This is a genomic window from Mesorhizobium sp. M1088 (genome assembly GCF_040318575.1).
Taxonomy (GTDB): Bacteria; Pseudomonadota; Alphaproteobacteria; order Rhizobiales; family Rhizobiaceae; genus Mesorhizobium.
Window position 1 is genome coordinate 140,517 of record NZ_JAMYMO010000008.1, and the last position, 21,110, is coordinate 161,626.

Below are 21,110 nucleotides of genomic sequence, written 5' to 3' on the forward strand. Positions count from 1 at the left end.
CTTTTCGCTGGCGCGAACCTGCGGTTCGGGATCACGTTCTACTGAACCAGCAGCAGCTTGCCGCCTTCGACCTGGTATTTTTCGAGCCGCTGCAGAAAGCTCATGCCGATCAGGTTGGTGTGCAGCGCCCTGTCGTCGAGCACGACGGCCTCGACGCCCTCGACGGTGATCTTGCCGATCTGCAGGCGATCAATCGTCACCACGGCGGCCTTGATCGCACCATTGGCGGTGTTGACCTGATGGCTGAAGTCCGTCGAATTGAGCGAGATGCCGATCCTGCGCGCGGTCGAGGTGTTGATGGCGACGAGCGTCGCACCGGTGTCGATCATGCCGTCGACCTGGCGATCGTTCAACTTGAAGACCGACATGAAATGCCCGCGCGCGTCCGCGGTGACGACGACCTTGCGGCCGAGCGGCTGCGGCGTTGCCGGCCTGTCCGGGACGGCGGCGAGATTCAGGTTGGTTTGTGTGTCGGCCGGCCTGGCTCCGATGGCGGATTTCAACAGCCGCTCGATTACCTGTGAATTGGACTGATACACGATCGGCAGCGATGCCGACGTTCCGGCAAACACGCCAAGGATGAGGAGCTTGCGCAGCATGGACCGGCCTTTGTGGTTGCCGATCCTTAGTCCGACATGGTGATTGCCGCTTTAACGAGTGCGGAAACCAGCCGTTTGCGTAAACAATCGGTAAACGGATCTATTTGGTGCCGTACATGCGGTCGCCGGCATCGCCGAGACCCGGCATGATGTAGCCCTTTTCGTTGAGTTGGCGGTCGATGGAAGCGGTGAAGACCGGAACATCTGGATGCGCCTGGGTAAACCGCTCGAGGCCCTCTGGTGCCGCCAGCAGGCAGAGGAAGCGGATGTTGGTGGCACCGCGGCCTTTCAGCTTGTCGATCGCCGCGATCGCCGAATTGGCGGTCGCCAGCATCGGGTCGACGACGATCACCAGTCGGTCGGCGAGGTCGCCCGGCGCCTTGAAGAAATACTCGACCGCTTCCAGCGTCTCATGGTCGCGATAGAGGCCGATATGGGCGACACGCGCCGCCGGCACCAGATCGAGCAGGCCTTCGAGCAAGCCGTTGCCGGCGCGCAGCACCGAGGCGAAGACCAGTTTCTTGCCCTCCAGCGTCGGCGCCTCCATCGTTTCGATCGGCGTCTCGATGGTCGTCGTCGTCAGTTCCAGGTTGCGGGTGACCTCGTAGCCGAGCAGCAGCGAGATCTCGCGCAGCAGCCGCCGGAAGCCGGCCGTCGAGGTTTCCTTCTTGCGCATGATGGTCAGCTTGTGCTGGACAAGCGGATGGTCGACGACGGTGACGCCCTTCATGGTGTTCTCCAACTGCGCAAGTGAATGGTGAATGGTGAATAGTGAATAGTGAACTGGTTTGCGAGTCCTTGGTTGCGCGGAAAAACTCGCGGCTGACGGACCGAAGCGCCGGGTGAACCATTCACCATTCACCTGCCCTTGGCGCCGAGCCTGCCCAGCAGCACCGCCCTGGTCTTCCTGTCGACGAAGGCTGCCTCGATGGCCGTCCTGGTGACGGCGGTGAGCGCCTTGTCGTCCATCGCAAAATGCTCGGCAGCGATGTCGTATTCGCGTTTCAGCGAGGTCCAGAAGTAGGGCGGGTCATCGGAGTTGAGCGTCACCTTGCAGCCCGCTGCCCGCAAGGCGGGGAAGGGATGGTCGGCGAAGCTGTCGAAGATTTTCAGGGCGATGTTGGAGCCAGGGCAGCATTCGAGCACGACGCCTTCGTCGGCGATACGCCGCACAAGCTCGGGGTTCTCGATGGCGCGCACGCCATGGCCGATGCGAGACGGGCGGATGTGATCAAGTGCCGCCTCGACGCTCTCCCAGCCCATCAATTCGCCGGCATGGACGGTGATGCCGAGGCCGGCCTCGCGGGCGATCTCGAAGGCCCTGACATAATCTTCCAGGTCGCCTATCCGCTCGTCGCCGGCGACGCCGAAACCGGTGACCAGCGGATGCCCGCAGCGCGCGGCGAAACGCGCCGCCCGCTCGATCGATTCGACACCGAAATTGCGCACGCCGGTGACGATCATGCGGCCTTCGATGCCGGTCTTCGCCTTGGCGCGGGCCATGCCTTCGCCGAGCGCGTCGGTATAGGCCTTCGGCGACAGCCCGGCCTTGCTGGCATGGTCGGGCGAGGTGAAAACCTCGGAATAGATGGCGCCGTCGCGGGCGAGGCTGGTCAGGTAATGATCGGCCAGCCGCGCATAGTCTTCTTCGGTGCGGAACAGGTCCGACGAGAAGTCGTAGGCGGCGAGGAAAGAGGTGAAGTCGCGCCAGACGAAGGAGCCGTCCTGGATGTAAGGCGAGGCATCCTTGCCGTATTTCTCAGCTTGGCGGAGGACGAGTTCAGGCGCCGCTGCCCCTTCGATGTGGCAGTGCAGTTCTGCTTTCAAAGGCATTCAATTATCCCGTCAGGCTTTTTCTTATGACGCAAGTTCCTGTCGGAAAACCGTGTGACACTTTTCCGGAACCTGCTTCGAAGCGCGGCCGAACACCGCGCCTTAAACAATAGCGCCCGCACCATCGATCGGCTATGGTCCCGCCGATTTTATGGCGGATCAAAACGATGTCGGTTGAAAGAACCACTGCTGCGGGCGGCATGGAAACCTCCTATGGTTTCAAGCGGGTAGGGCCAGGCGACAAGCAGTCCCTGGTCAATGATGTTTTCCACAAGGTGGCGAACCGCTACGACCTGATGAACGACCTGATGTCGGCCGGCTTGCATCGATTGTGGAAGGACGCCATGGTCGCCTGGCTCAATCCACCGAAGCGGCCGGGCTGGAGCGTTCTCGACGTTGCCGGCGGCACCGGCGATGTCGCCTTCCGCATCGTCGAGGCGAGCGGCAGGCACGCTCATGCAACGGTTCTCGATATCAACGGCTCGATGCTCGCCGTCGGCCGCGACCGGGCCGAGAAAAAAGGCCTGTCGGCAAATACCGATTTCGTCGAAGCCAATGCCGAGGAACTGCCTTTTGCCGACGCTACTTTCGACGCCTACACCATCGCTTTCGGCATCCGCAACGTGCCGCGCATCGATGTGGCGCTTGCCGAAGCCTATCGCGTGCTGAAGCCTGGCGGGCGCTTTCTCTGCCTTGAATTCTCCGAGGTCGAGATGCCGCTGCTCGACAAGGTCTATGAAGCATGGTCGTTCAACGCCATTCCGCGGATCGGCAAGGTGGTGACCGGCGATGACGAGCCCTATTCCTATCTGGTCGAATCGATCCGCAAGTTTCCCAATCAGCAGAATTTCGCGGCGATGATTTCGCGCGCAGGCTTCGAGCGCGCCTCGTTCCGCAATTATTCCGGCGGCATCGCCGCGCTTCATTCGGGCTGGAAGCTTTGAGGCTGGCCCGCATTTTCCGACGTGCCTTGCGCCAGTTCAGGAAACCGGCAGGGCAAAGCCAGCCATGAGCAGCATCGGCGCTGGTTTCAGGCTCGTGCGGGCCGGCTGGGTGCTTGTGCGCGAGGGCGTCATCGCGGCTTTGCCCGGTGACGAGCTCTTCGGCTTGCCGAAATTCGGCTGGCGCATGGCCCGGCTATTCACCCGCCGTCGGGCGCTTGCCTATGAGCGCGGCGACAGGCTGGCCAAGGCGGTCGTGCGGCTCGGCCCATCCTACGTCAAGCTCGGCCAGTTCCTGGCGACACGGCCGGATGTCGTCGGCAACGATATCGCGCTTGATCTTGCCATGCTGCAGGACAAGATGCAGACCTTTCCCAAGGCCGAGGCCATAGCGGCGATAGAAGCATCGCTCGGACGCAAGGTCGGTGAGCTCTATGCCAGTTTTGGCGAGGCCGTCGCCGCCGCCTCGATCGCCCAGGTCCATACCGCTGAAACCCTGCAGGACGGCGTCGTTAGGCGAGTGGCGGTGAAGGTCATCCGGCCGGGCGTGCGCCGCCGCTTCTTTCGCGATCTCGAAAGCTATTTCCTCGCCGCCCGGCTGCAGGAAAAGTACATCCCGTCGTCGCGCCGGCTGCGGCCGGTCGAGGTGACGGAGACGCTGGCCCAGACTACCAAGATCGAAATGGATTTGAGGCTGGAGGCAGCGGCTTTTTCGGAGCTCGGCGAGAATACCAAGGACGATCCGGGCTTCCGTGTGCCGTCGGTCGACTGGGAGCGCACCGGTCGTGACGTGCTGACCATGGAATGGGTCGACGGCATCAAGATGAACGATATTGCCGGCCTGACCGCCGCCGGCCACGACCTGAAGGCGATTGCCGCCAACCTCGTTCAGTCGTTTCTGCGCCATACGCTGCGTGACGGTTTCTTCCACGCCGACATGCACCCGGGCAACCTGTTTATAGAAGCCAATGGCACCATCGTCGCCGTCGATCTTGGCATTGCCGGCCGGCTCGGCAAAAAGGAGCGCCGCTTCCTCGCCGAAATCCTCTATGGCTTCATCACGCGCGATTACCAGCGCGTCGCCGAGGTGCATTTCGAGGCCGGCTACGTGCCGCGCCAGCACAATGTCGCCGCCTTCGCCCAGGCGATCCGGGCGATCGGCGAACCGATCCACGGCCAGCCTGCCGAGACCATCTCGATGGCCAAGCTGCTGACGCTGCTGTTCGAAGTGACCGACCTCTTCGACATGGCGACGCGGTCCGAGCTGGTGCTGCTGCAGAAGACCATGGTCGTCGTCGAAGGCGTCGCCCGCACGCTCGACCCGGCCTTCAACATGTGGAAGACGTCGGAGCCGGTGGTGAGCGGCTGGATTGCCCGCAACCTCGGCCCGCGCGCCCTGCTGGCCGATGCGCGCGACGGTGCCAACGCGCTGCTGGCGCTGGCCCGCCAGGCACCGGACCTCGCCGCCCGCACCGAGCGGCTGTCGCGTGAGATCGACCTGATGGCCGAACACGGCCTGCGCTTCGACGAAAGGACCGCACGCGCGATCGGCAAGGCCGAGGCGCGCTACACCCGCTCCGGCCGGCTGGCGCTGTGGGTGATCGCATTGACGCTGGTGTATATCGCCTGGCGTATTTTCTAGCGCTTGTTGCAAAGTGATTGCATTGCTATCATTGCACTCAGCAATTCCGGGCAAGGTGCAATCAGATGGCCAGCATCACGATCCGCAACCTTGATGACGAGGTCAAGGACCTGCTGCGCCGACTGGCGGCGGAGAATGGCCGGTCGATGGAAGACCAGGCGCGGGTGATGATCCGCGCAGCGGTCGAAGGTCAGTTCGGTTCGGCCGGTCGCATCGACCAGATCGAGAAAACACTGCGCGAACTGACGAGTTCGCAGAGTCCAGCAGCGCCGGTGGTCGCCGTCTCCAGCCCGCGAGGCATCCTCTCCGGCAAGCGCATCCTGCTGATCATCGGCGGCGGCATCGCCGCCTACAAGGCACTCGACCTGATCCGCCGGCTGCGCGAGCGCGGTGCGGCAGTGCGGGTGGTGATGACCGCGGCGGCGCAGGAGTTCGTCACTACGCTGTCGGCGGGGGCGCTGTCGGCCGACCACGTCTTCACCGAATTGTTCGACCGGCAGGACGAGCACGACATCGGCCATATCAGGCTGTCGCGCGAGGCCGACCTTTTGGTCGTGGCGCCGGCCACCGCCGACCTGATGGCAAAGCTCGCCAATGGCCATGCCAACGACCTTGCCTCGACCGTGCTCATCGCCACCGACAAGCGAGTTTTGGTGGCGCCGGCGATGAACCCGAAAATGTGGGCGCATCCGGCGGTCCGCCGCAACCGTGCGACGCTGAGCAAGGACGGCGTCGCATTCGTCGGCCCGGCGAAGGGCGAGATGGCCGAGAGCAACGAGGTGGGCGAGGGCCGGATGGCCGAGCCGCTGGAGATCGTCGCCGCGATCGAGGCGCTGCTCGACAGCCGGCCAAAGCCGCTGGCGGGCAGGAAGATCATCGTCACCTCCGGGCCGACGCATGAACCGATCGACCCGGTCCGCTACATCGCCAACCGGTCGTCGGGCAAGCAGGGCCACGCCATCGCGGTGGCGCTGGCCAGGCTCGGTGCCGACGTGCGTCTCGTCTCCGGCCCGGTCGGCATTGCCGATCCGGCCGGCGTCGCCACGCTGCACGTCGAAACGGCCGTCGAGATGAAGGACGCCGTCGAGCAGCTGCTGCCGGCCGACGCGGCAGTGTTCGTCGCGGCTGTCGCCGACTGGCGCACTCAAAATTCGGCCGGGGAGAAGATCAAGAAGGTGGCGGGCGAGGGGCCACCGGCGCTGCAGATGGTGGAAAATCCCGATATTCTCGCCGGTGTCGGGCATCACAAAAAGCGGCCGATGCTGGTGGTCGGTTTCGCCGCGGAGACGCAGGACCTGGTCAGGAACGCCGAGGCCAAGCTTGCAAAAAAGGGTGCCGATCTTATCGTTGCCAATGATGTCTCGCATGAAGATGGTTCCCCGGGCGTGATGGGCGGCGACCGCAACAAGGTGCGGATCGTCTCGAAGGCCGGCGTCGAGGAATGGCCGGAGATGAGCAAGGACGAGGTGGCGACGCGGCTCGCGGCGCTGATCGCCGACCGGATGAAGACGGTCGTTGTCTAGTCAATCTCCCCCACGGAGATTGACAGCTTCGCCGGCTTCGTGTCGGTCGCCCCCGAAATCCGCAAGGCGGCAAGGCATCCCAGGATTCCGAGCGGGATAAACGCCAGGAACAGCCAGGCGGCGACACTTGCCGCGGCCTCACGGTTCAGGCCTTCGGAAAAGCCGCTGGCGTTGGCGACGATGCCGGTCAGTGCCGCCCCCACGGCATAACCGATGCGCTGCATGGTCGGCACAGCGGCCGAGGCGATCGTCTGCTCGCCTTCCTTGGCCGATGCCACGATGACACGCGTGACGAACGGCCAGGCGATGCCGAAACCGCCGCCTTGCAGCAAGGCACAAAGCAGGATCAACGGGATAGAGCCGGCCGGCACCGTATAGGCGAAACCGGCGACGCCCGTGGCGATCATCAGCGCCCCGCCGACGATGATCAGCCGCTCGCGTTCCGGCGGCGCATTGGCGACGAGGATCGACAGGATCGACCAGGCGATCGATTCGGCGGCGATGATGTAGCCGGTGGTCAGGATCGGAATGCCGTGCAGGCTGGTCAGAAGCAGCGGACCGTAGACGGTAAAGGAGCAGGTCGCCACCGAAAACGCCGCGACCATGGTCATGCCCGCGCCGACCGGCGAGCGCCACGAGAACAGCCGCGACGGGAACAGGCGCGAGCGCGGCTTCAGTGCGTCGATATAGATAAACAGCGCCAGGCCGATCAGGCCGAGGGTGAGCAGCAGCGACGAGCGCAGCAGGGCGATGTCGACGCCGGCGGTGGCAATCAGCACGACGCTGACGGCGAGGCAGCCAAGCGCCGCAAAGGGAAAGGGCGGCGCCGAGCCGCCCGTCGCCTGCGGCCTTGTCGCTTCAGGTGTATCGAGCACGATGAAGCTTGCCAGCGCCATCGCCGTGCCGCCGAGGGTGAAGACGCCGAAGGCCTAGCGCCAGGACAGCAATTCGGTCATGACCGCGCCGAGCACGGGGCCGCTGAAGGCGGCGACGCCCCAGATCGCCGACATGACGCCGAAAAGCTGCGGCCAGATCGCGCGGGCAAACAGCCGCTCGACCGAGACGAAGGCCAGCGACACCAGCGCGCCGCCACCGAGCCCTTCGATCAGGCGGCCGCAGAGGAACAGCGGCATCGAAGGCGCGGTGGCGCAGACCAGCGCGCCGGCGGCATAGAGCATTGCGGCGACCATCATGTTGGTGCGCAGCGCGACATAGCTCACCAGCCGTCCGGCGGCCGCACCGGCAACGATGGCGCCGAGCTCGTAGATCGCCAGCGACCAGCCGACCAGTTGCACGCCGGCGAGTTCGCCGACCATGGCCGGCATGACCGTTGCCACCATGGTTTCGTTGGTGGCGTGCAGCAGGATGCCGAGGCTGATGAAGCAGAAGCGCGCCAGGTCGCCGCTCGCCCACAGCGCGCGCCAGTCGACCCTGTTTGTGCTTGTCTTGGTCATCCGGTCCCCCAGGCTTTCTCAGACGCTGGTCTGAAGTATTGGAGCGTTCTTCACGTCCAAATGAGTACATGCCGCAGTATGGGAGGACTTCTAGAACCTCAACCGTAGTTGAGATCAAGCGGTCTTGATCGCCGTTGACGTGGCGGATTTCAAAATTGTGCGATGGGGGACGATCACGAGGCGTTGAGATTCTGGTCAGACCGAAGACAAGCAATATTGGATCGCCGCAATCTTCGGTCACGGTAACGGCATGAACACAGTTGCCATGCCGTGATCTTCGAGCGCCCCAACTTTGAACATCAGGGCGGCCCGTCCTCTGCGGAGTGGGCCTGCCGGAATCTATGAGCCTTCGGCAGCTATTCGCAGGCCGACACCTACGCTCCCCGCCGCTCGGGAGCCATGCTGCGCCGTTATTTGAACGAGTGGATCAGGTCGAGCGAGGTGACGGCGACCGCCAGGTTGACGCCGGTCTGTGCCTGGACACTGAGCGGCTGCAGCGAAAAGGCGCTGTCGAGGCCGCCGACCAGGAGATTGGCGCCGCCACCGGTGACCACGCTGGCCTCGGCGTTCACGCCATAGTAGCTGCCGGCAAGGTCGCCTTCATCGTGGTTGCGGGTCGCCGCCAGAACCGCCCATACCAGCTGGCCCTGATGCGTCCGGCCGACATCGACGCCGAGCTTGGAAATCACACCGGTATAGACTTCAGAGGGGCCGCCACGATGCGGACGAAAGACACAGGAAACACCCTTGTTGGAAGTGACGAGATAGGCCGTGCCGCCGTCGATGGTGCAGTCGAGCACGCCGAGCTGGAGTTTGCTGGCGCTGGCGGGAGCGGCAACGACGGTCGTGGCGAGAACAGCGGCACAAGCGAGTTTCTTGATCATGGCAGGGTCCTTTCGAAATTGCCTTGTACAAACGGCTGAGCACGCCGAGCGTTCCGCCGAAAACTTGGCGCCAGCAAGGCGAAGCTAAACGCAGGGTTGTCGGAGTGCGGAAACGGAGGCCCGATTAACCGGCCGCTCAGCCGGCACTGGTGCGGGCCAGGCCGTCCTTGGCCGGCTGGTAGGTCGGATTGAGGTGCACGGCCTCGCGGTAGGATTTCGCGGCCCTGACCTTGTCGCCGCGCCGCTCGTAGATCAACGCCTGGTTGGACCAGGCCTCAGCATTCTTGCCGTCGAGCTTGATCGCCATGTTGAAGTCGGCGAAGGCATTGTCCTCGTCGTTCATGGCAAGGTAGGAGAGGCCGCGCCCGTTGTAAGGCTCGGAGGCGTCCGGCGCCAACGAAATGGCGGTCGAGAAATCCTCGATGGCAAAGGCGTGCTGGCCCTGACTCTGGTAGATCAGGCCGCGATTGTGATAGGCGCGCGCATCGGTCGTGTCGAGCTGGATGGCTTTCTGGAAATCGTTGAAGGCTTCCTGGACCCGGCCCGCCCTGCGGTAGAGATTGCCGCGGCCGATATAGGCGGCGTCATAGTTGGAATTGATCTGGATCGAGCGATTGTAGTCGGCGAGCGCGCTCGCCTGATCGCCGAGGAAGCGCTGGATGAGCGCACGGTTCGAATAGGCCTGGTAAAAATTCGGATTGAGCTGGATGGCGGTGTTGAAGTCCTTCAGCGCCGCCTGGTACTGGCCGCCGCGGCCATAGGCCGAGCCGCGCACATTGTAGGCTTCCGGATCCTGGGGGTTGCGCTGGATCACCGCCGACAGCGAGGAGATGTTCTCGCTCGAGCCTTGCGCCTTGTCGATGTTGTTGAACTCGCCGGTCGGAACACTCTGGCAGCTGGCAAGCGCCATCCCGGAAAGCAGGGCTGCCGTCAGGGCGAGGCCGCGCCACGCGGTTCTGCGCTCTACGGTGATTGCGTCCATGTCTGCCCTGTCCTTACTGCGCCGTCTGGTCCGTTCCCCCTCCGAACCGGCATCTCTCCCAACCGGTCCTCTCGGACCGGGTCGAACTCACAACAAAAAGGTGGCGGCGATTCCGCATCGCGCCACCTTGGATATCCTTGGAAAAGGACGAAAAATTGACGTCAGAACCGCGGCGGACGCGGAGCACCGGCACCGGCAGCACCGGCCGCGACCGGACGCGGCGTCATCGGCAGCAGGCCTTCGCGCTGGGCGCGCTTGCGGGCCAGCTTGCGGGCACGGCGCACGGCTTCCGCCTTTTCACGGGCGCGCTTCTCGGAGGGCTTTTCGTAATGTCCGCGCATCTTCATTTCGCGGAAGATGCCTTCGCGCTGCATCTTTTTCTTGAGCGCGCGAAGCGCCTGATCAACATTGTTGTCGCGGACGAGTACCTGCACGTGCAATCCTGTCTTTCGGGTTTGAAATCAACAGGCAAGCGGCCATAGCCGCAAGCCTCCGCGGCGCGTTACACCACGAATTGGGGCGGCTGATAGCAGAATCAAGGGGCTCTGTCCACAGCCGATTGAGAGGCGGTGCCGTCCGGGCGGGCACGACAGTCCCACATGGCGGCTTGATTTTTTCAATCTGTGAACTATAGTTCACGAGTGACCATCGTTGAGCAAACCGCCGAGTTCCGGGACTGGCTCAAGGGTCTAAACGATATGCGGGCGGCCGAGCGGATTGCGATCCGCGTGGCACGTATCCAGTCCGGACTGATGGGAGACGTGAAGTTCTTCGATGGCATCGGCGAGCTTCGGATAGACTACGGTCCCGGTTACCGACTGTACTTCGTCAAGCGCGGCAGCGCGCTCGTTATCCTGCTCTGCGGCGGCGACAAGTCCTCGCAGAAGCGCGATATCAGGAAGGCCATTGAAATGGCCAAGGAGATCTGAAATGCCCCACGAGACCTTGCCTTTTGATCCTGCCGAACATCTCGGCCGCGCGGAGGCCCAGGCCGAACTTCTTGCCGACGCCTTTGCCACGGGCGATACCGGCTATATCGCGAATGCTCTCGGCATAGTTGCCCGCGCGCGTGGCATGTCCAAGGTGGCGAAAGATGCCGGCGTCACCCGGGAGGCCCTGTACAAGGCACTGAGCCCCGATGGCGACCCGCGCCTCTCGACATTGCTTGGCGTGGTGAAGGCCTTAGGGGTGAAACTCACCGCCGAAAAGACCGAAGCCTGAGGCCGCCGAATCCCGAAACGAAAAAACCCGCCTCGGCGGCGGGTCGCTGGTGTGAATCAGCACCGTAGAGAAATTAATAGCATAGCTGCCGGCACAAAGCAAGAACAAAATTCGCCTTGGGCCAGATAGGCGCCGCTACGCCGTGGCCAGGTGGAGCTGCTCGAAACCCTCGAAGAACTCGCCGTAGTCGCAGGTTATTTCCTCGCCGGCGGCGATGTCGCGGGTCGCGGTGGCCCCGCCATATTGCGAAAAGTCGGTGTTCGGCTTGTCGGCGTGGTTCATGAAGCGGCCATTGTCGACCTCATACACCATGAAGCCCGGCCGGTCCGGACTGGGATAGGCATATCTGTCGAGCAATTCCTTGAGGTGCGGCGGCGCCGTCTCGTATCTTTCCATCGGGATCAGCCGGTCGAAGTCCGGATCGAGCCGCCAGATTTGCGCCCCTTTCCGGATCGGCTCGGCGGCGAACACGCCGACGCCTTCGATTGCGCTTGCAGCGATATAGGTCCTGATCAGCAGCATGTTTCCAACCCGTTTTCGAGGAGAAGACGGAATCGTCAAATCGCCGGGAAAAGCAAGACCGGTTTTTCCGGCATTGCGGCTGGCGGCCGACATTGCGGCTGGCGGGCCGACGCCAACCGCGAAACGCTTCACGTGCGGGTGATCGAGACACCGCCGTCGGCGAACAGTGCCGTGCCGGTGGTGAAGCTCGATGCATCGGAAGCCAGGTAAAGCGCCGAGCGGGCGATCTCCTCTGGCTCGGCGACGCGCTTCAAGGCATGCAGGTTTTCGACGAACGCCCGCGATTCAGGTGTGTTGAATGTCGCCGAAGGCGTGTCGGTGCCGCCCGGCAGCAGCGCGTTGACCCGGACGCCCTTGGCGCCAAATTCGGCGGCCAGCACCTGCGTCAATCCGATCAGTCCGGCCTTGCTCGCGGCATAGCTGGTCATGCCGGGCATGCCGACCGTGTAGCCGACGAAGGTTGAGGTGAAGATCAACGAGCCGCCGCCGCGTTCGACCATCGCCGGCACCTGGTATTTCGCGCCGAGAAAGGCGCTGGTCAGATTGGTATCGAGTGTCTCGCGCCAGCCCTCCAGCGACAGCTCAGAAACCGGCCCCATCCTGCCGACGGAGCCGGCATTGTTGAAGGCGATGTCGAGCCCGCCGAATTTCTCGACCGCCAGGTCGACCAGGACTTTCGCGTAGGCCTCGTCACGGACATCGCCGGCAAGAGCGATAGCCGTGCCGTCGGCGTCTTCGATTTCGGCAACCAGCGCATCGAGTTCCGCCTGGCGGCGGGCGGCGACGACGAGCCTGGCGCCTTCCTCGGCAAAGAGCTTTGCCGTGGCGCGGCCGATGCCGGAACTGGCGCCGGTGACGATGGCGACTTTGTTGGTGAGTGTGAACATTTTCTGCATCCTTTTTTCGCGCCGGTTCTGGCCGGCAATTGGATGCTTGGTCGCAAATCGGGGCGGTGCGGACCACCCGATACTTGCGCTGTTTTCAACAGCGCTCCTTGACGTCCGTTGGCCACCAAGTTACGGATCATCATCCAAAACTCGCGGGTGGACGCGCCACCCATTCCAATGACCCCCCAAGACATAATGATCAAGTTGTTGGCCCCCGGCTTCGAGGGCGACAGCGAGTTGACGATCGCCCTTCAATCGGAATTTGGCAAAGGCTTTCCCCTTGAAAACCTCCGGCCGCTGCTGACGTCCGGCAACCTTCATACACAGGCCGCTGCCGCGTACTTGGTGGCCGAAGCCAATTCCAAAATGAGTTACAAGATGAATTGCGTCGTCGCGGAGATCGCCGATCTGCTCGACAGTGAATCTTCGGGTATCCGGTTCGACGCGATCGAGGCGCTTCTGGGATGCACGACGCCGGCCGATGGAGCCGTTCTCGGTCGCCTCATGCTGCGGCTGGATGACGAACATGCCGGTGTGCGGTGGAGGGTCGTCCAGTTCATCTGCCTTGCGGAGCGCTGGCAGCTAAGGCTTGCGGTGGAAAATGCCGCTACCCTGCGTCCGGACTCGGCTTTCAAGACACTGGTCAATGCTTATGGTCAATATAACATGCCGAGCGCCAAGGACCTGCCACGGTTGCTCGCGCATCCGGATGCCGTGTTGAGGCGCTTTGCTGCGGCAGTGGCTATTAGGCCGCGCCAGGTGATCGTCGAGCGCTTCGTGGCCATGGTGGAGCAGTCAGACGATGCGGAAATTCGTAAAATCGCCGCCGATTGCCGTGAGGGTTATTTGCGGCCGATCTATGCAATCGGGCCGTGCATCCTGAAGCGTGCTCCGGCTGACCCGTCAAAAGGCGAAGCTCAGAACAGCGATCAGTGAAAGCACGGCGCAAAACGGCAAGCGCCGTCGCAAACGGTGCAAGGCGACTATTGCCTGAGCAGCCAGCCGAGCCGATCGAGCGAAAATGCGTAGCTGACGGCGATCAGCAGGGCGACGGCAATGCCGGCTGTCGTGTAACCGGCCAGGTGGAATCCGGCAGCGCCGCCGAACAGGATGACGAGCTCGAGCACCAGCCGCACACCGCCCGGCACCGGAACCGGCGCCCGCCCCGACCGGCTCGGATCGTTCGGCACCGCGAAGATTCCCCAGAGCGCGGCGGCAACGAACGGCAATGACATGGCAAGGATCCAGCGCCACATGCCCGCTGAGAGGCTCCAGCCCGCCATGCCGAGGCCGAGCAAAGCGGCGAGCTCCAGCAAGAAGCGCAATGTCAGATTCCACCAGACGTTACCCACCGCCATAATCCTCCGATCGTCAGGCGACGGATAGCGGTGGAAGGCAATTGCATCAACCTGCCGGATGCGGCTTTTTCACCACGGCGCAAAACGGCAAGCGCCGTCGCAAACAGTGCAAGGCTGGCAGCACGGCTTCGCTAGTGATACAAGCTCGCGCGCCGGGGTTCGAGTGGATGCCCGGCCGTCATTTGCGAGGCCTGCGACGTTGAAGAAATACTCGGTATTCGCCATCGCCCGCGAGGCCATGCGCGGTCACAAGGGCTGGGAGGAACAATGGTCCTCGCCGGAGCCGAAGAAGGAGTACGACGTCATCATCGTCGGCGCCGGCGGCCACGGCCTGGCCACCGCCTATTATCTCGCCACCGTGCACGGCATCACCAACGTCGCGGTATTGGAAAAAGGCTGGCTGGGCGGCGGCAATACCGGGCGCAACACCACCATCATCCGCTCGAACTATCTCTACGACGAGAGCGCCGGCATCTACGATCATGCGCTGAAGCTGTGGGACGGGCTCAGCCAGGAGCTCAACTACAACGTCATGTATTCGCCGCGCGGCGTCATGATGCTCGCCCATAACATCCATGACATCCAGGTCCTGAAGCGGCACGTCCATGCCAACCGGCTGAACGGCATCGACAATGAATGGCTGACGCCGGAGCAGGCCAAGGAATTCTGCCCGCCGCTCAACATTTCGCGCAATGCGCGCTATCCGGTGATGGGCGCCTCCCTGCAGCGCCGCGGCGGCACGGCGCGGCACGATGCCGTCGCCTGGGGCTATGCGCGCGGCGCCTCGGCGCGCGGCGTCCACATCATCCAGAATTGCGAGGTCACCGGCGTCAAACGGGCGCCGAACGGCGCGGTCACCGGTGTCGAGACGACGCGCGGCTTCATCGGTGCCAGGAAGGTCGGCGTGGTTGCCGCCGGGCACTCATCGGTGATCATGAACATGGCTGGCGTGCGCATGCCGCTGGAAAGCTATCCGCTGCAGGCGCTGGTGTCGGAGCCGGTCAAGCCGGTGGTGCCTTGCGTGGTGATGTCGAACACCGTGCATGCCTATATCTCGCAGTCCGACAAGGGCGAACTGGTCATCGGCGCCGGCACCGACCAATATGTCTCCTATTCGCAGACCGGCGGGCTGCACATTTTGCAGCATACGCTGGACGCCATCTGCGAGATGTTCCCGATCTTCACGCGCATGAAGATGCTGCGCTCATGGGGCGGCATCGTCGATGTGACGCCGGACCGTTCGCCGATCCTGGCCAAGACGCCGGTGCCCGGCCTCTATGTCAATTGCGGCTGGGGCACAGGCGGCTTCAAGGCGACGCCGGGTTCGGGCCATGTCTTTGCCCATACGATCGCCAGAGACGATCCGCACCCGATCAACGCGCCCTTCACCATCGAGCGCTTCCGCACCGGCCGCCTCATCGACGAGGCGGCGGCGGCAGCGGTGGCGCACTGATGATGACCGAGATGGCCGTCGCCATGCCGCTGATGCTCGCCGGCGAGCAAGGCCCGTTCCATATCCCCACGCCAGAGGAGGTGCGCCTGCAGCCCATCAGCCGCGCCGGCAATGAAGCAGATTGGCCGTTTTCCGTCGACGAGGGTGTACTCGCCTGCGCCTGGAGCGCCGGTCAGAGAGTGGTCACCTTTATGGAGAACCGGCCAGCCGATCTCGAGGAGGGCGAAAAATTCGAGCGGCGCTACGTCATCGTGACGACCGAACCGATGACGCTTTCGGTCGGCAATATGGCGTATCGCGACCTTTTCCGCCCGGTAGCCAGCATCGAGGAGCGCATCCGGCTGGTCGCGCCCTTCGTGACGATGGGCCAGAGGCTTTGCGACCAACCTGCCGGCGCTCGCGTCGGCCACGGCGAACTGTAGGACCAACCATGCTTCTCATCCGCTGCCCCTATTGCGAGGAAGAGCGTCCGGAGCTCGAATTCCGCAACGCCGGCGAGGCGCATATCGCGCGTTCCCCAAACATCGCCAGCGAGAGCGACGACGATTTTGAAAAGTTCTTCTTCATCCGCTCAAACCCCAAGGGGATCATCTATGAGCGCTGGCGGCACATGCATGGCTGCGCGCGGTTCTTCAACGCCGTGCGCGACACCGTCAGCGACAGGTTCCTGATGACCTACAAGGCCGGCGAGCCGAAGCCCGTAAAGCTGCCGGGAGCCGCCAAATGAGCGCCACGTTCCGCATTGCCGGCGCCGGGCGGCTCAAACAGGCAAAGATAGCTGGCTTCAGCTTCGACGGCCGCCCCTATACCGGCATCGAGGGCGATACGTTGGCCTCGGCGCTGCTTGCAAACGGCGTCCATCTCGTCGGCCGCTCGTTCAAGTACCACCGGCCGCGCGGTTTTCTGTCGGCCGGCGCCGAAGAGCCGAACGCGCTGGTCGAGATCAAGCGCGACGCGGCACGCAAGACGCCGAACGTGCGTGCCACGGTGCAGGAGCTCTATGACGGATTGACCGCACAGTCGCAGAACCGATGGCCGTCGCTCGCTTTCGACGTCGGTGCGGTCAGCAGTATTGCCTCGCCGATGCTTTCGGCCGGCTTCTACTACAAGACCTTCATGTGGCCGAAGGCTGCGTGGAAAAACCTCTACGAACCCAAGATCCGCGCCGCCGCCGGTCTTGGCGTCGCTCCTGACCAGCCGGATCCCGACCAGTATTCGGCGCGCTTCGCCCATTGCGAGGTGCTGGTGCTTGGCGGCGGTGCCGCGGGCATCGCCGCGGCATTGGCCGCGGCCGAGACCGGCGCGCGCGTCATCCTTGCCGACGAGCAGGCGGAATTCGGCGGCAACCTGCGCTTCGAGAGCGGCGCGAAGATCGAAGGCCAGGACGGTTTTTCCTGGGCGCAATCGGCTCTCGCCAAGTTGAGCGCGATGGACAATGTCCGCGTGCTGACGCGTACCACGGCCTTCGGCTATTACGCGCAGAATTTCGTCGGGCTGGTCGAGCGCGTCAGCGACCATCTGCAGAACCCCGGCCGCGACCTTCCGCGCGAGCGGCTGTGGCAGGTTCGCGCCAAACGCGTGGTGCTGGCGACCGGCGCCATCGAGCGCCACATGGTGTTTGCCGACAACGACCGGCCGGGCATCATGCTGGCGTCGGCGGCGCGCACCTATCTCAACCATTATGGCGTCGCCGTCGGCAGGAATGTCGGCGTCTATACGGCGAACGATTCCGCCTATGCGGCGGCGATCGACCTGAAAAAGGCCGGCATCAACGTAGCGGCGATCGTCGACCTGCGCGACAACCCGACCGGGCCGGCGATCGACGAGGCGAGGGCGCTCGGCATCGAGGTCAATTTCGGCCGCGCGGTGATCCGCGCCGGCGGCAAATTGCGGGTGTCGTCGATGACTGTGCAGCCGAAGAATGGCGGCGGCGAGCGCACCATCCCGGTTGACGCGATTCTGATGTCGGCCGGCTGGACGCCATCGGTGCATCTGTTCTCGCAATCGCGCGGCAAGGTCGCCTTCAATGACGAGACCAAGCGCTTCGTGCCCGGAATCTATGCGCAGGACTGCGTCTCGGTCGGCGCCTGCAACGGTACCGACGGGCTGTCGGCGACGATCGACGAGGCCTATGCAGCGGGCGCCAAGGCGGCCAAGGACGCCGGCAGCAGGCCGGCCAAGGGCACCAAGCCGAAGGTCGACGCCGGCGAGAGCTGGTCGCGCGGCATGCTGGGTGCAGCACCCGGTGCCGGATCGGATACGACGGTCAAGGCCTTTGTCGACTTCCAGAACGACGTCACCGCTAAGGACATCCGCCAGGCAGTGCATGAGGGCATGCGCTCGATCGAGCACGTCAAGCGCTTCACCACCAATGGCATGGCGACCGACCAGGGCAAGACCTCCAACATGCACGGCCTGGCGATTGCCGCCGAGACGCTGGGCAAGCCGATCCCGCAGGTCGGGCTGACGACGTTCCGGGCGCCCTATACGCCGGTGACATTCGGCTCGATCGTCGGCCACGCGCGGGGTCCCCTGTTCGACCCGACCCGCAAGACGGCGATCCATCCCTGGGCCGAGCGCCAGGGCGCTGTATTCGAGGATGTCGGCCAATGGAAGCGCGCCTGGTATTTCCCGAAGCCGGGCGAGGACATACATGCCGCCGTCGACCGCGAATGCGTCACGGTGCGCAAGACGGCCGGCCTGTTTGACGCCTCGACGCTGGGCAAGATCGAGGTGGTCGGGCCGGATGCGGCCAAATTCATGGAACTGCTCTACACCAATCCATGGGAGAAGCTCGAGCCCGGCCGCTGCCGTTACGGCATCATGCTGCGCGAGGACGGCTTCATCTATGACGACGGTGTCGTCGGCAGGCTTGCACCCGACCGTTTCCATGTGACGACGACGACCGGCGGCGCGCCGCGCGTCATGAACCATATGGAGGACTATCTCCAGACGGAGTTCCCGCACCTCAACGTCTGGCTGACCTCGATCACCGAGCAATGGGCGGTCATTGCCGTACAGGGACCGAAGTCTCGCGAGATCATCGCGCCGCTGGTCGAGGGCATCGACATGTCAGACGAGGCGCTGCCGCATATGTCGGTGCGCGAAGGCAGGATCTGCGGCGTGCCGACAAGGCTGTTTCGCATGTCGTTCAGCGGTGAGCGCGGCTTCGAGGTCAACGTGCCGGCCGATTATGGCGAGGCGGTCTGGGAAGCGCTATGGGCCGAGGGCCAGAAGCACGGAGCCTGTGCCTACGGCACCGAGTCGATGCATGTGCTGCGCGCCGAAAAGGGCTACATCATCGTCGGCCAGGATACCGACGGGACGGTGACGCCGAACGATGCCGGGCTCGACTGGGCCGTCGGCAAGAAGAAGACCGATTTCGTCGGCATTCGCGGCATGGCGCGGCCGGACCTGGTCGCCAAGGGCCGCAAGCAGCTTGTCGGCCTGAAGACCAGGGATCCCAAGGTGGTGCTGGAGGAGGGCGCGCAGATCGTCGCGGACCCGAAGCAGGCAATCCCGATGAAGATGATTGGCCATGTCACCTCGAGCTATTGGTCGCAAAATTGCGGCCGCTCGATCGCGCTGGGGCTGGTCGCCGGCGGCCGCGATCGCACGGGCGAGACGCTCTATGTGCCGATGCCGGACGGGATGATCGAGGTGGAGGTCACCGGCATGGTGTTCTTCGACGAGAAGGGGGAGCGCCTCAATGGCTAAAGCCGCTTTGAAGGCTAAAGCCGCTTTGAAAACCGACGCCGCCGGACCCTCAGTCGAACGCCGTCCAGCTCTCGCCGGCCAGTCGCTTTCCGCCGCCGGCGTTACACTTGCCGTGCTGCCGCCGGCCGAGCGCATATCGCTGCGCGCGCCGGAAGCCTCGATTGCGGCACTTTCGAAAGCGCTCGGCGTCGTCCTGCCGCAAAGGCCGAAAACCTCGGCGGCAAAGGCCGGACGCACGGCCTTGTGGCTCGGGCCGGACGAATGGCTGGTCATCGACGAGAGCGGAAAAGATCCGCTCGCCGACTGCGCCAGCATTTCCGTACTGCATTCGGCGGTCGGCATCTCGCACCGCAACGTCGCCATATCGGTTACCGGTCCGGCTGCCGCGGCGACGATCAATGCCGGCTGCCCGCAGGATCTGTCGCTCGACGTCTTTCCGGTCGGGGCGGCGTCGCGTACCATTCTCGGCAAGGTCGAAATCGTGCTGTTGCGCACGGCGGCCGACGCGTTCCGCGTCGAATGCTGGCGTTCCTTTTCCGATTATGTCTTTACTTTTCTGTCGGAGGCGGCGCGCGACGCGGCAGCATAGGCATGTTCGCCGCGCCCGCCCGTTCTGCGACAGCGAGCCGAGGGAGAACGCAAATGCCGCCGAACTCCGCGCCGAAGTCGCCGGTCAAGACGCCGGCCGTGCGCTCTTTCGAAGACGAGCAGCGCACTGGGACGGATATCGAAGAGGAACTCGAGGAAGGCCTCGAGGATACATTCCCGGCCAGCGATCCGGTATCGATCACCGGAACGGCCATTCCCGGCGCACCGGCAAGACCCGGCAAGCCCAAAAGGGTGGTGGGACAGAAGCGCAAGAAGTGATCTGCGCGGGGTGACAAAAAGCAGGGCTGAGGCAGCACGATGGGCGGCCGGTAATTGCTGCCGCCCTTTCGGTTCATCACCGCGTGTTGTCGCCCGTCGGCTCAGAAGCTGCTTGGCACGATCCACGGGTCGATGCCGATGCCGAGCCTCGGGCCCTTGCTGCCGGCCTTGTGGGCCGCGGCATCGGCGTTTTCAAGCGATCCGGTCGGCGCGCAATCGAGCTTCACATCAGCCTTGGTGTCGATGCAGGCCGCTTCTTGCTTGCCTGTCTGACTGCTGCCGGCAAATGCGGCGCTAGAGAGCGCCAGCAGGGCGGCGAGCGTGAGGATTGCCTTCTTCATCGTCGGTCTCCGGTTCAGCTATTGAATTTCTCGTACTTGTACGGTATTGCGTACAGATACGCCCTGGACTCCCGATGTTCAAGCAGAATCATACGCGTACGGAGAATTGCCGAACGCTCGGCGCTGTGGCGCGGATCGTTCGGAGAAGATCCTGCAGATCGGGAGGAGCGCCGCTCTTCAGCAGTTGACGGGCGGCGTGAGCGGCGCAATCTCGTGCGCGGCGATGGCTTCGAGCATGATGTCGCCGATCCGTGTGATGAACGTCGTCTGGTCGCCGAACGGGTAGAACGGGAAGGTGATCAGCAGCGAGATGGCGCCGTGGCCGACCGCCCACAGCATGGTGGCGATGGCGCGTGGATCGCCTTTGAGCCTGCCGGCGGCAACGCAGGCTTCGACCCTCTCGATCAGCACTTTCATCGCCGGGTTGCCGCCTTCCATCTCGGCAAAGGTCTTGCCGGTCGGCGGCTTGACTTTTTCGGTCATGAAGACGGTGCGGTACTCGTTGGGATTTTCCAGCCCGAAGGCGGCGTATTCGACAAGCACCGCCTTGAGCGCCTCGATCGGGTCGTCGGCCGTATGATTTGCGATGCGCCTGGCCAGGGTCTCGAAGGCATCCTCGGCCAGCGCGAACAGGATGTCCTGCTTGTCGGCGAAATAGGAATAGACCGACATCGGCGCATAGCCGACGCGCTTGGCGAGCTTGCGGATGGTGAGGCCGTCATAGCCTTCTTCCTGGACAAGCTTGTGCGCGGCGTCGACAAGTTCGGAACGCAGTTCGGCCTTTTGTTTTTCGCGGCGCTCCTGGACGCTTAGCTGCAACTTTCTACTGCCTTATGACTGATGCTGGATGCAGCATATATACGCTGTACGGCGTCGGGCAAGGGCG

The 21,110-nt window shown here is 63.8% G+C and carries 23 protein-coding genes and 1 pseudogene; 12 read left to right on the top strand and 12 right to left on the bottom strand.

Annotation, left to right across the window (positions count from 1 at the left end; all coding sequences use genetic code 11):
* Positions 1-38 precede the first annotated feature (38 nt).
* The 3 genes from NKH49_RS13005 to NKH49_RS13015 all read right to left on the bottom strand — a co-directional run bounded on the left by NKH49_RS13005 (position 39) and on the right by NKH49_RS13015 (position 2,432).
* Entirely contained in the window at positions 39-599 is a 561-nt protein-coding gene (locus NKH49_RS13005; RefSeq protein WP_352612971.1) for a TIGR02281 family clan AA aspartic protease, read from the bottom strand.
* Positions 600-699: 100 nt separating this feature from the next.
* Positions 700-1,329: a uracil phosphoribosyltransferase gene (upp, locus tag NKH49_RS13010; RefSeq protein WP_023675320.1), complete on the bottom strand. Its 630-nt coding sequence runs from the start codon at positions 1,327-1,329 to the stop codon at positions 700-702.
* Between the two features lie 128 nt (positions 1,330-1,457).
* Positions 1,458-2,432, bottom strand: a complete 975-nt coding sequence (locus NKH49_RS13015) for an adenosine deaminase (RefSeq protein WP_352612969.1) — start codon at positions 2,430-2,432, stop codon at positions 1,458-1,460.
* A 167-nt stretch (positions 2,433-2,599) separates the two neighbouring features.
* Between NKH49_RS13015 and ubiE the strand changes: the two genes are divergently transcribed.
* The 3 genes from ubiE to coaBC all read left to right on the top strand — a co-directional run bounded on the left by ubiE (position 2,600) and on the right by coaBC (position 6,538).
* The gene (gene ubiE, locus NKH49_RS13020; RefSeq protein WP_352469477.1) at positions 2,600-3,376 is read left to right on the top strand and encodes a bifunctional demethylmenaquinone methyltransferase/2-methoxy-6-polyprenyl-1,4-benzoquinol methylase UbiE; all 777 of its coding nucleotides are present in this window, start codon (positions 2,600-2,602) and stop codon (positions 3,374-3,376) included.
* A 64-nt stretch (positions 3,377-3,440) separates the two neighbouring features.
* A complete protein-coding gene (gene ubiB, locus NKH49_RS13025) occupies positions 3,441-5,015 on the top strand; it encodes a 2-polyprenylphenol 6-hydroxylase (protein ID WP_352612967.1) in 1,575 nt (524 codons plus the stop codon).
* Between the two features lie 65 nt (positions 5,016-5,080).
* Positions 5,081-6,538, top strand: coding sequence for a bifunctional phosphopantothenoylcysteine decarboxylase/phosphopantothenate--cysteine ligase CoaBC (gene coaBC, locus NKH49_RS13030; RefSeq protein WP_352539390.1), 1,458 nt, complete (start codon positions 5,081-5,083; stop codon positions 6,536-6,538).
* Here the strand turns inward: coaBC and NKH49_RS13035 are convergent.
* The 4 genes and pseudogenes from NKH49_RS13035 to rpsU all read right to left on the bottom strand — a co-directional run bounded on the left by NKH49_RS13035 (position 6,535) and on the right by rpsU (position 10,292).
* Positions 6,535-7,992 (bottom strand): annotated as a pseudogene (locus NKH49_RS13035) (MFS transporter). The gene coaBC and the pseudogene NKH49_RS13035 overlap by 4 nt on opposite strands.
* 410 nt (positions 7,993-8,402) lie before the next feature.
* Complete coding sequence (locus NKH49_RS13040; protein WP_352469481.1) at positions 8,403-8,876, bottom strand: DUF992 domain-containing protein; 474 nt, start codon at positions 8,874-8,876, stop codon at positions 8,403-8,405.
* A gap of 136 nt (positions 8,877-9,012) precedes the next feature.
* The gene (locus NKH49_RS13045; protein ID WP_352469482.1) at positions 9,013-9,858 is read right to left on the bottom strand and encodes a tetratricopeptide repeat protein; all 846 of its coding nucleotides are present in this window, start codon (positions 9,856-9,858) and stop codon (positions 9,013-9,015) included.
* A gap of 161 nt (positions 9,859-10,019) precedes the next feature.
* Entirely contained in the window at positions 10,020-10,292 is a 273-nt protein-coding gene (gene rpsU, locus NKH49_RS13050; protein WP_023675331.1) for a 30S ribosomal protein S21, read from the bottom strand.
* A gap of 207 nt (positions 10,293-10,499) precedes the next feature.
* Between rpsU and NKH49_RS13055 the strand changes: the two genes are divergently transcribed.
* Together NKH49_RS13055 and NKH49_RS13060 are read left to right on the top strand one after the other, a co-directional pair.
* Positions 10,500-10,787, top strand: coding sequence for a type II toxin-antitoxin system RelE/ParE family toxin (locus NKH49_RS13055; RefSeq protein ID WP_352448269.1), 288 nt, complete (start codon positions 10,500-10,502; stop codon positions 10,785-10,787).
* Position 10,788: 1 nt separating this feature from the next.
* Positions 10,789-11,079 carry an addiction module antidote protein gene (locus NKH49_RS13060; protein ID WP_352448268.1) on the top strand — a complete coding sequence of 97 codons (291 nt, stop codon included), beginning with the start codon at positions 10,789-10,791 and terminating at the stop codon, positions 11,077-11,079.
* 135 nt (positions 11,080-11,214) lie between these two features.
* Here the strand turns inward: NKH49_RS13060 and NKH49_RS13065 are convergent, their stop codons facing one another.
* Positions 11,215-11,601, bottom strand: coding sequence for an SET domain-containing protein (locus NKH49_RS13065; protein ID WP_352454023.1), 387 nt, complete (start codon positions 11,599-11,601; stop codon positions 11,215-11,217).
* 128 nt (positions 11,602-11,729) lie between these two features.
* A complete protein-coding gene (locus NKH49_RS13070; protein WP_352469483.1) occupies positions 11,730-12,488 on the bottom strand; it encodes an SDR family oxidoreductase in 759 nt (252 codons plus the stop codon).
* A 195-nt stretch (positions 12,489-12,683) separates the two neighbouring features.
* On the opposite strand from NKH49_RS13070, the gene NKH49_RS13075 reads away from it, so the two are divergent.
* Positions 12,684-13,424 (top strand): hypothetical protein, encoded by a 741-nt coding sequence (locus NKH49_RS13075; RefSeq protein WP_352612963.1) that lies wholly within the window; start codon positions 12,684-12,686, stop codon positions 13,422-13,424.
* A 47-nt stretch (positions 13,425-13,471) separates the two neighbouring features.
* On the opposite strand, the gene NKH49_RS13080 is transcribed toward NKH49_RS13075, so the two are convergent.
* Positions 13,472-13,840, bottom strand: coding sequence for a YrdB family protein (locus tag NKH49_RS13080; RefSeq protein ID WP_352926275.1), 369 nt, complete (start codon positions 13,838-13,840; stop codon positions 13,472-13,474).
* A 205-nt stretch (positions 13,841-14,045) separates the two neighbouring features.
* Here NKH49_RS13080 and NKH49_RS13085 point away from each other — a divergent pair, with 205 nt between their 5' ends.
* From NKH49_RS13085 to NKH49_RS13110, 6 genes are read left to right on the top strand one after another with little or no spacing between them, the layout of a single operon-like run.
* Positions 14,046-15,299 carry a sarcosine oxidase subunit beta gene (locus NKH49_RS13085; protein ID WP_352469485.1) on the top strand — a complete coding sequence of 418 codons (1,254 nt, stop codon included), beginning with the start codon at positions 14,046-14,048 and terminating at the stop codon, positions 15,297-15,299.
* Positions 15,299-15,721 (top strand): hypothetical protein, encoded by a 423-nt coding sequence (locus NKH49_RS13090; RefSeq protein WP_352612959.1) that lies wholly within the window; start codon positions 15,299-15,301, stop codon positions 15,719-15,721. The genes NKH49_RS13085 and NKH49_RS13090 overlap by 1 nt, the downstream gene beginning before the upstream one ends.
* Positions 15,722-15,729: 8 nt before the next feature.
* A complete protein-coding gene (locus NKH49_RS13095; protein ID WP_023675338.1) occupies positions 15,730-16,026 on the top strand; it encodes a sarcosine oxidase subunit delta in 297 nt (98 codons plus the stop codon).
* Complete coding sequence (locus tag NKH49_RS13100) at positions 16,023-19,016, top strand: sarcosine oxidase subunit alpha (protein ID WP_352926277.1); 2,994 nt, start codon at positions 16,023-16,025, stop codon at positions 19,014-19,016. The genes NKH49_RS13095 and NKH49_RS13100 overlap by 4 nt, the downstream gene beginning before the upstream one ends.
* The gene (locus tag NKH49_RS13105; protein WP_352612955.1) at positions 19,009-19,605 is read left to right on the top strand and encodes a sarcosine oxidase subunit gamma; all 597 of its coding nucleotides are present in this window, start codon (positions 19,009-19,011) and stop codon (positions 19,603-19,605) included. Before NKH49_RS13100 ends, NKH49_RS13105 begins: the two co-directional genes overlap by 8 nt.
* Before the next feature lie 53 nt (positions 19,606-19,658).
* Positions 19,659-19,883, top strand: coding sequence for a hypothetical protein (locus tag NKH49_RS13110; RefSeq protein ID WP_352539383.1), 225 nt, complete (start codon positions 19,659-19,661; stop codon positions 19,881-19,883).
* 101 nt (positions 19,884-19,984) lie between these two features.
* On the opposite strand, the gene NKH49_RS13115 is transcribed toward NKH49_RS13110, so the two are convergent.
* Together NKH49_RS13115 and NKH49_RS13120 are read right to left on the bottom strand one after the other, a co-directional pair.
* Entirely contained in the window at positions 19,985-20,224 is a 240-nt protein-coding gene (locus NKH49_RS13115; RefSeq protein WP_352612953.1) for a DUF680 domain-containing protein, read from the bottom strand.
* Between the two features lie 177 nt (positions 20,225-20,401).
* Positions 20,402-21,043, bottom strand: coding sequence for a TetR/AcrR family transcriptional regulator (locus NKH49_RS13120; protein WP_352469491.1), 642 nt, complete (start codon positions 21,041-21,043; stop codon positions 20,402-20,404).
* Positions 21,044-21,110 lie beyond the last annotated feature (67 nt).

Excerpts from the sequence above, each read along its gene's own strand:
- NKH49_RS13100 (WP_352926277.1), top strand. The coding sequence starts at position 16,023 with ATGAGCGCCACGTTCCGCATTGCCGGCGCCGGGCGGCTCAAACAGGCA.
- ubiB (WP_352612967.1), top strand. The coding sequence starts at position 3,441 with ATGAGCAGCATCGGCGCTGGTTTCAGGCTCGTGCGGGCCGGCTGGGTG.
- NKH49_RS13040 (WP_352469481.1), bottom strand. The coding sequence starts at position 8,876 with ATGATCAAGAAACTCGCTTGTGCCGCTGTTCTCGCCACGACCGTCGTT.
- NKH49_RS13005 (WP_352612971.1), bottom strand. The coding sequence starts at position 599 with ATGCTGCGCAAGCTCCTCATCCTTGGCGTGTTTGCCGGAACGTCGGCA.
- NKH49_RS13065 (WP_352454023.1), bottom strand. The coding sequence starts at position 11,601 with ATGCTGCTGATCAGGACCTATATCGCTGCAAGCGCAATCGAAGGCGTC.
- NKH49_RS13105 (WP_352612955.1), top strand. The coding sequence starts at position 19,009 with ATGGCTAAAGCCGCTTTGAAGGCTAAAGCCGCTTTGAAAACCGACGCC.
- NKH49_RS13095 (WP_023675338.1), top strand. The coding sequence starts at position 15,730 with ATGCTTCTCATCCGCTGCCCCTATTGCGAGGAAGAGCGTCCGGAGCTC.
- NKH49_RS13110 (WP_352539383.1), top strand. The coding sequence starts at position 19,659 with ATGCCGCCGAACTCCGCGCCGAAGTCGCCGGTCAAGACGCCGGCCGTG.
- NKH49_RS13060 (WP_352448268.1), top strand. The coding sequence starts at position 10,789 with ATGCCCCACGAGACCTTGCCTTTTGATCCTGCCGAACATCTCGGCCGC.
- NKH49_RS13045 (WP_352469482.1), bottom strand. The coding sequence starts at position 9,858 with ATGGACGCAATCACCGTAGAGCGCAGAACCGCGTGGCGCGGCCTCGCC.
- NKH49_RS13070 (WP_352469483.1), bottom strand. The coding sequence starts at position 12,488 with ATGTTCACACTCACCAACAAAGTCGCCATCGTCACCGGCGCCAGTTCC.
- NKH49_RS13075 (WP_352612963.1), top strand. The coding sequence starts at position 12,684 with ATGATCAAGTTGTTGGCCCCCGGCTTCGAGGGCGACAGCGAGTTGACG.
- upp (WP_023675320.1), bottom strand. The coding sequence starts at position 1,329 with ATGAAGGGCGTCACCGTCGTCGACCATCCGCTTGTCCAGCACAAGCTG.
- coaBC (WP_352539390.1), top strand. The coding sequence starts at position 5,081 with ATGGCCAGCATCACGATCCGCAACCTTGATGACGAGGTCAAGGACCTG.
- ubiE (WP_352469477.1), top strand. The coding sequence starts at position 2,600 with ATGTCGGTTGAAAGAACCACTGCTGCGGGCGGCATGGAAACCTCCTAT.
- NKH49_RS13115 (WP_352612953.1), bottom strand. The coding sequence starts at position 20,224 with ATGAAGAAGGCAATCCTCACGCTCGCCGCCCTGCTGGCGCTCTCTAGC.
- NKH49_RS13090 (WP_352612959.1), top strand. The coding sequence starts at position 15,299 with ATGATGACCGAGATGGCCGTCGCCATGCCGCTGATGCTCGCCGGCGAG.
- NKH49_RS13015 (WP_352612969.1), bottom strand. The coding sequence starts at position 2,432 with ATGCCTTTGAAAGCAGAACTGCACTGCCACATCGAAGGGGCAGCGGCG.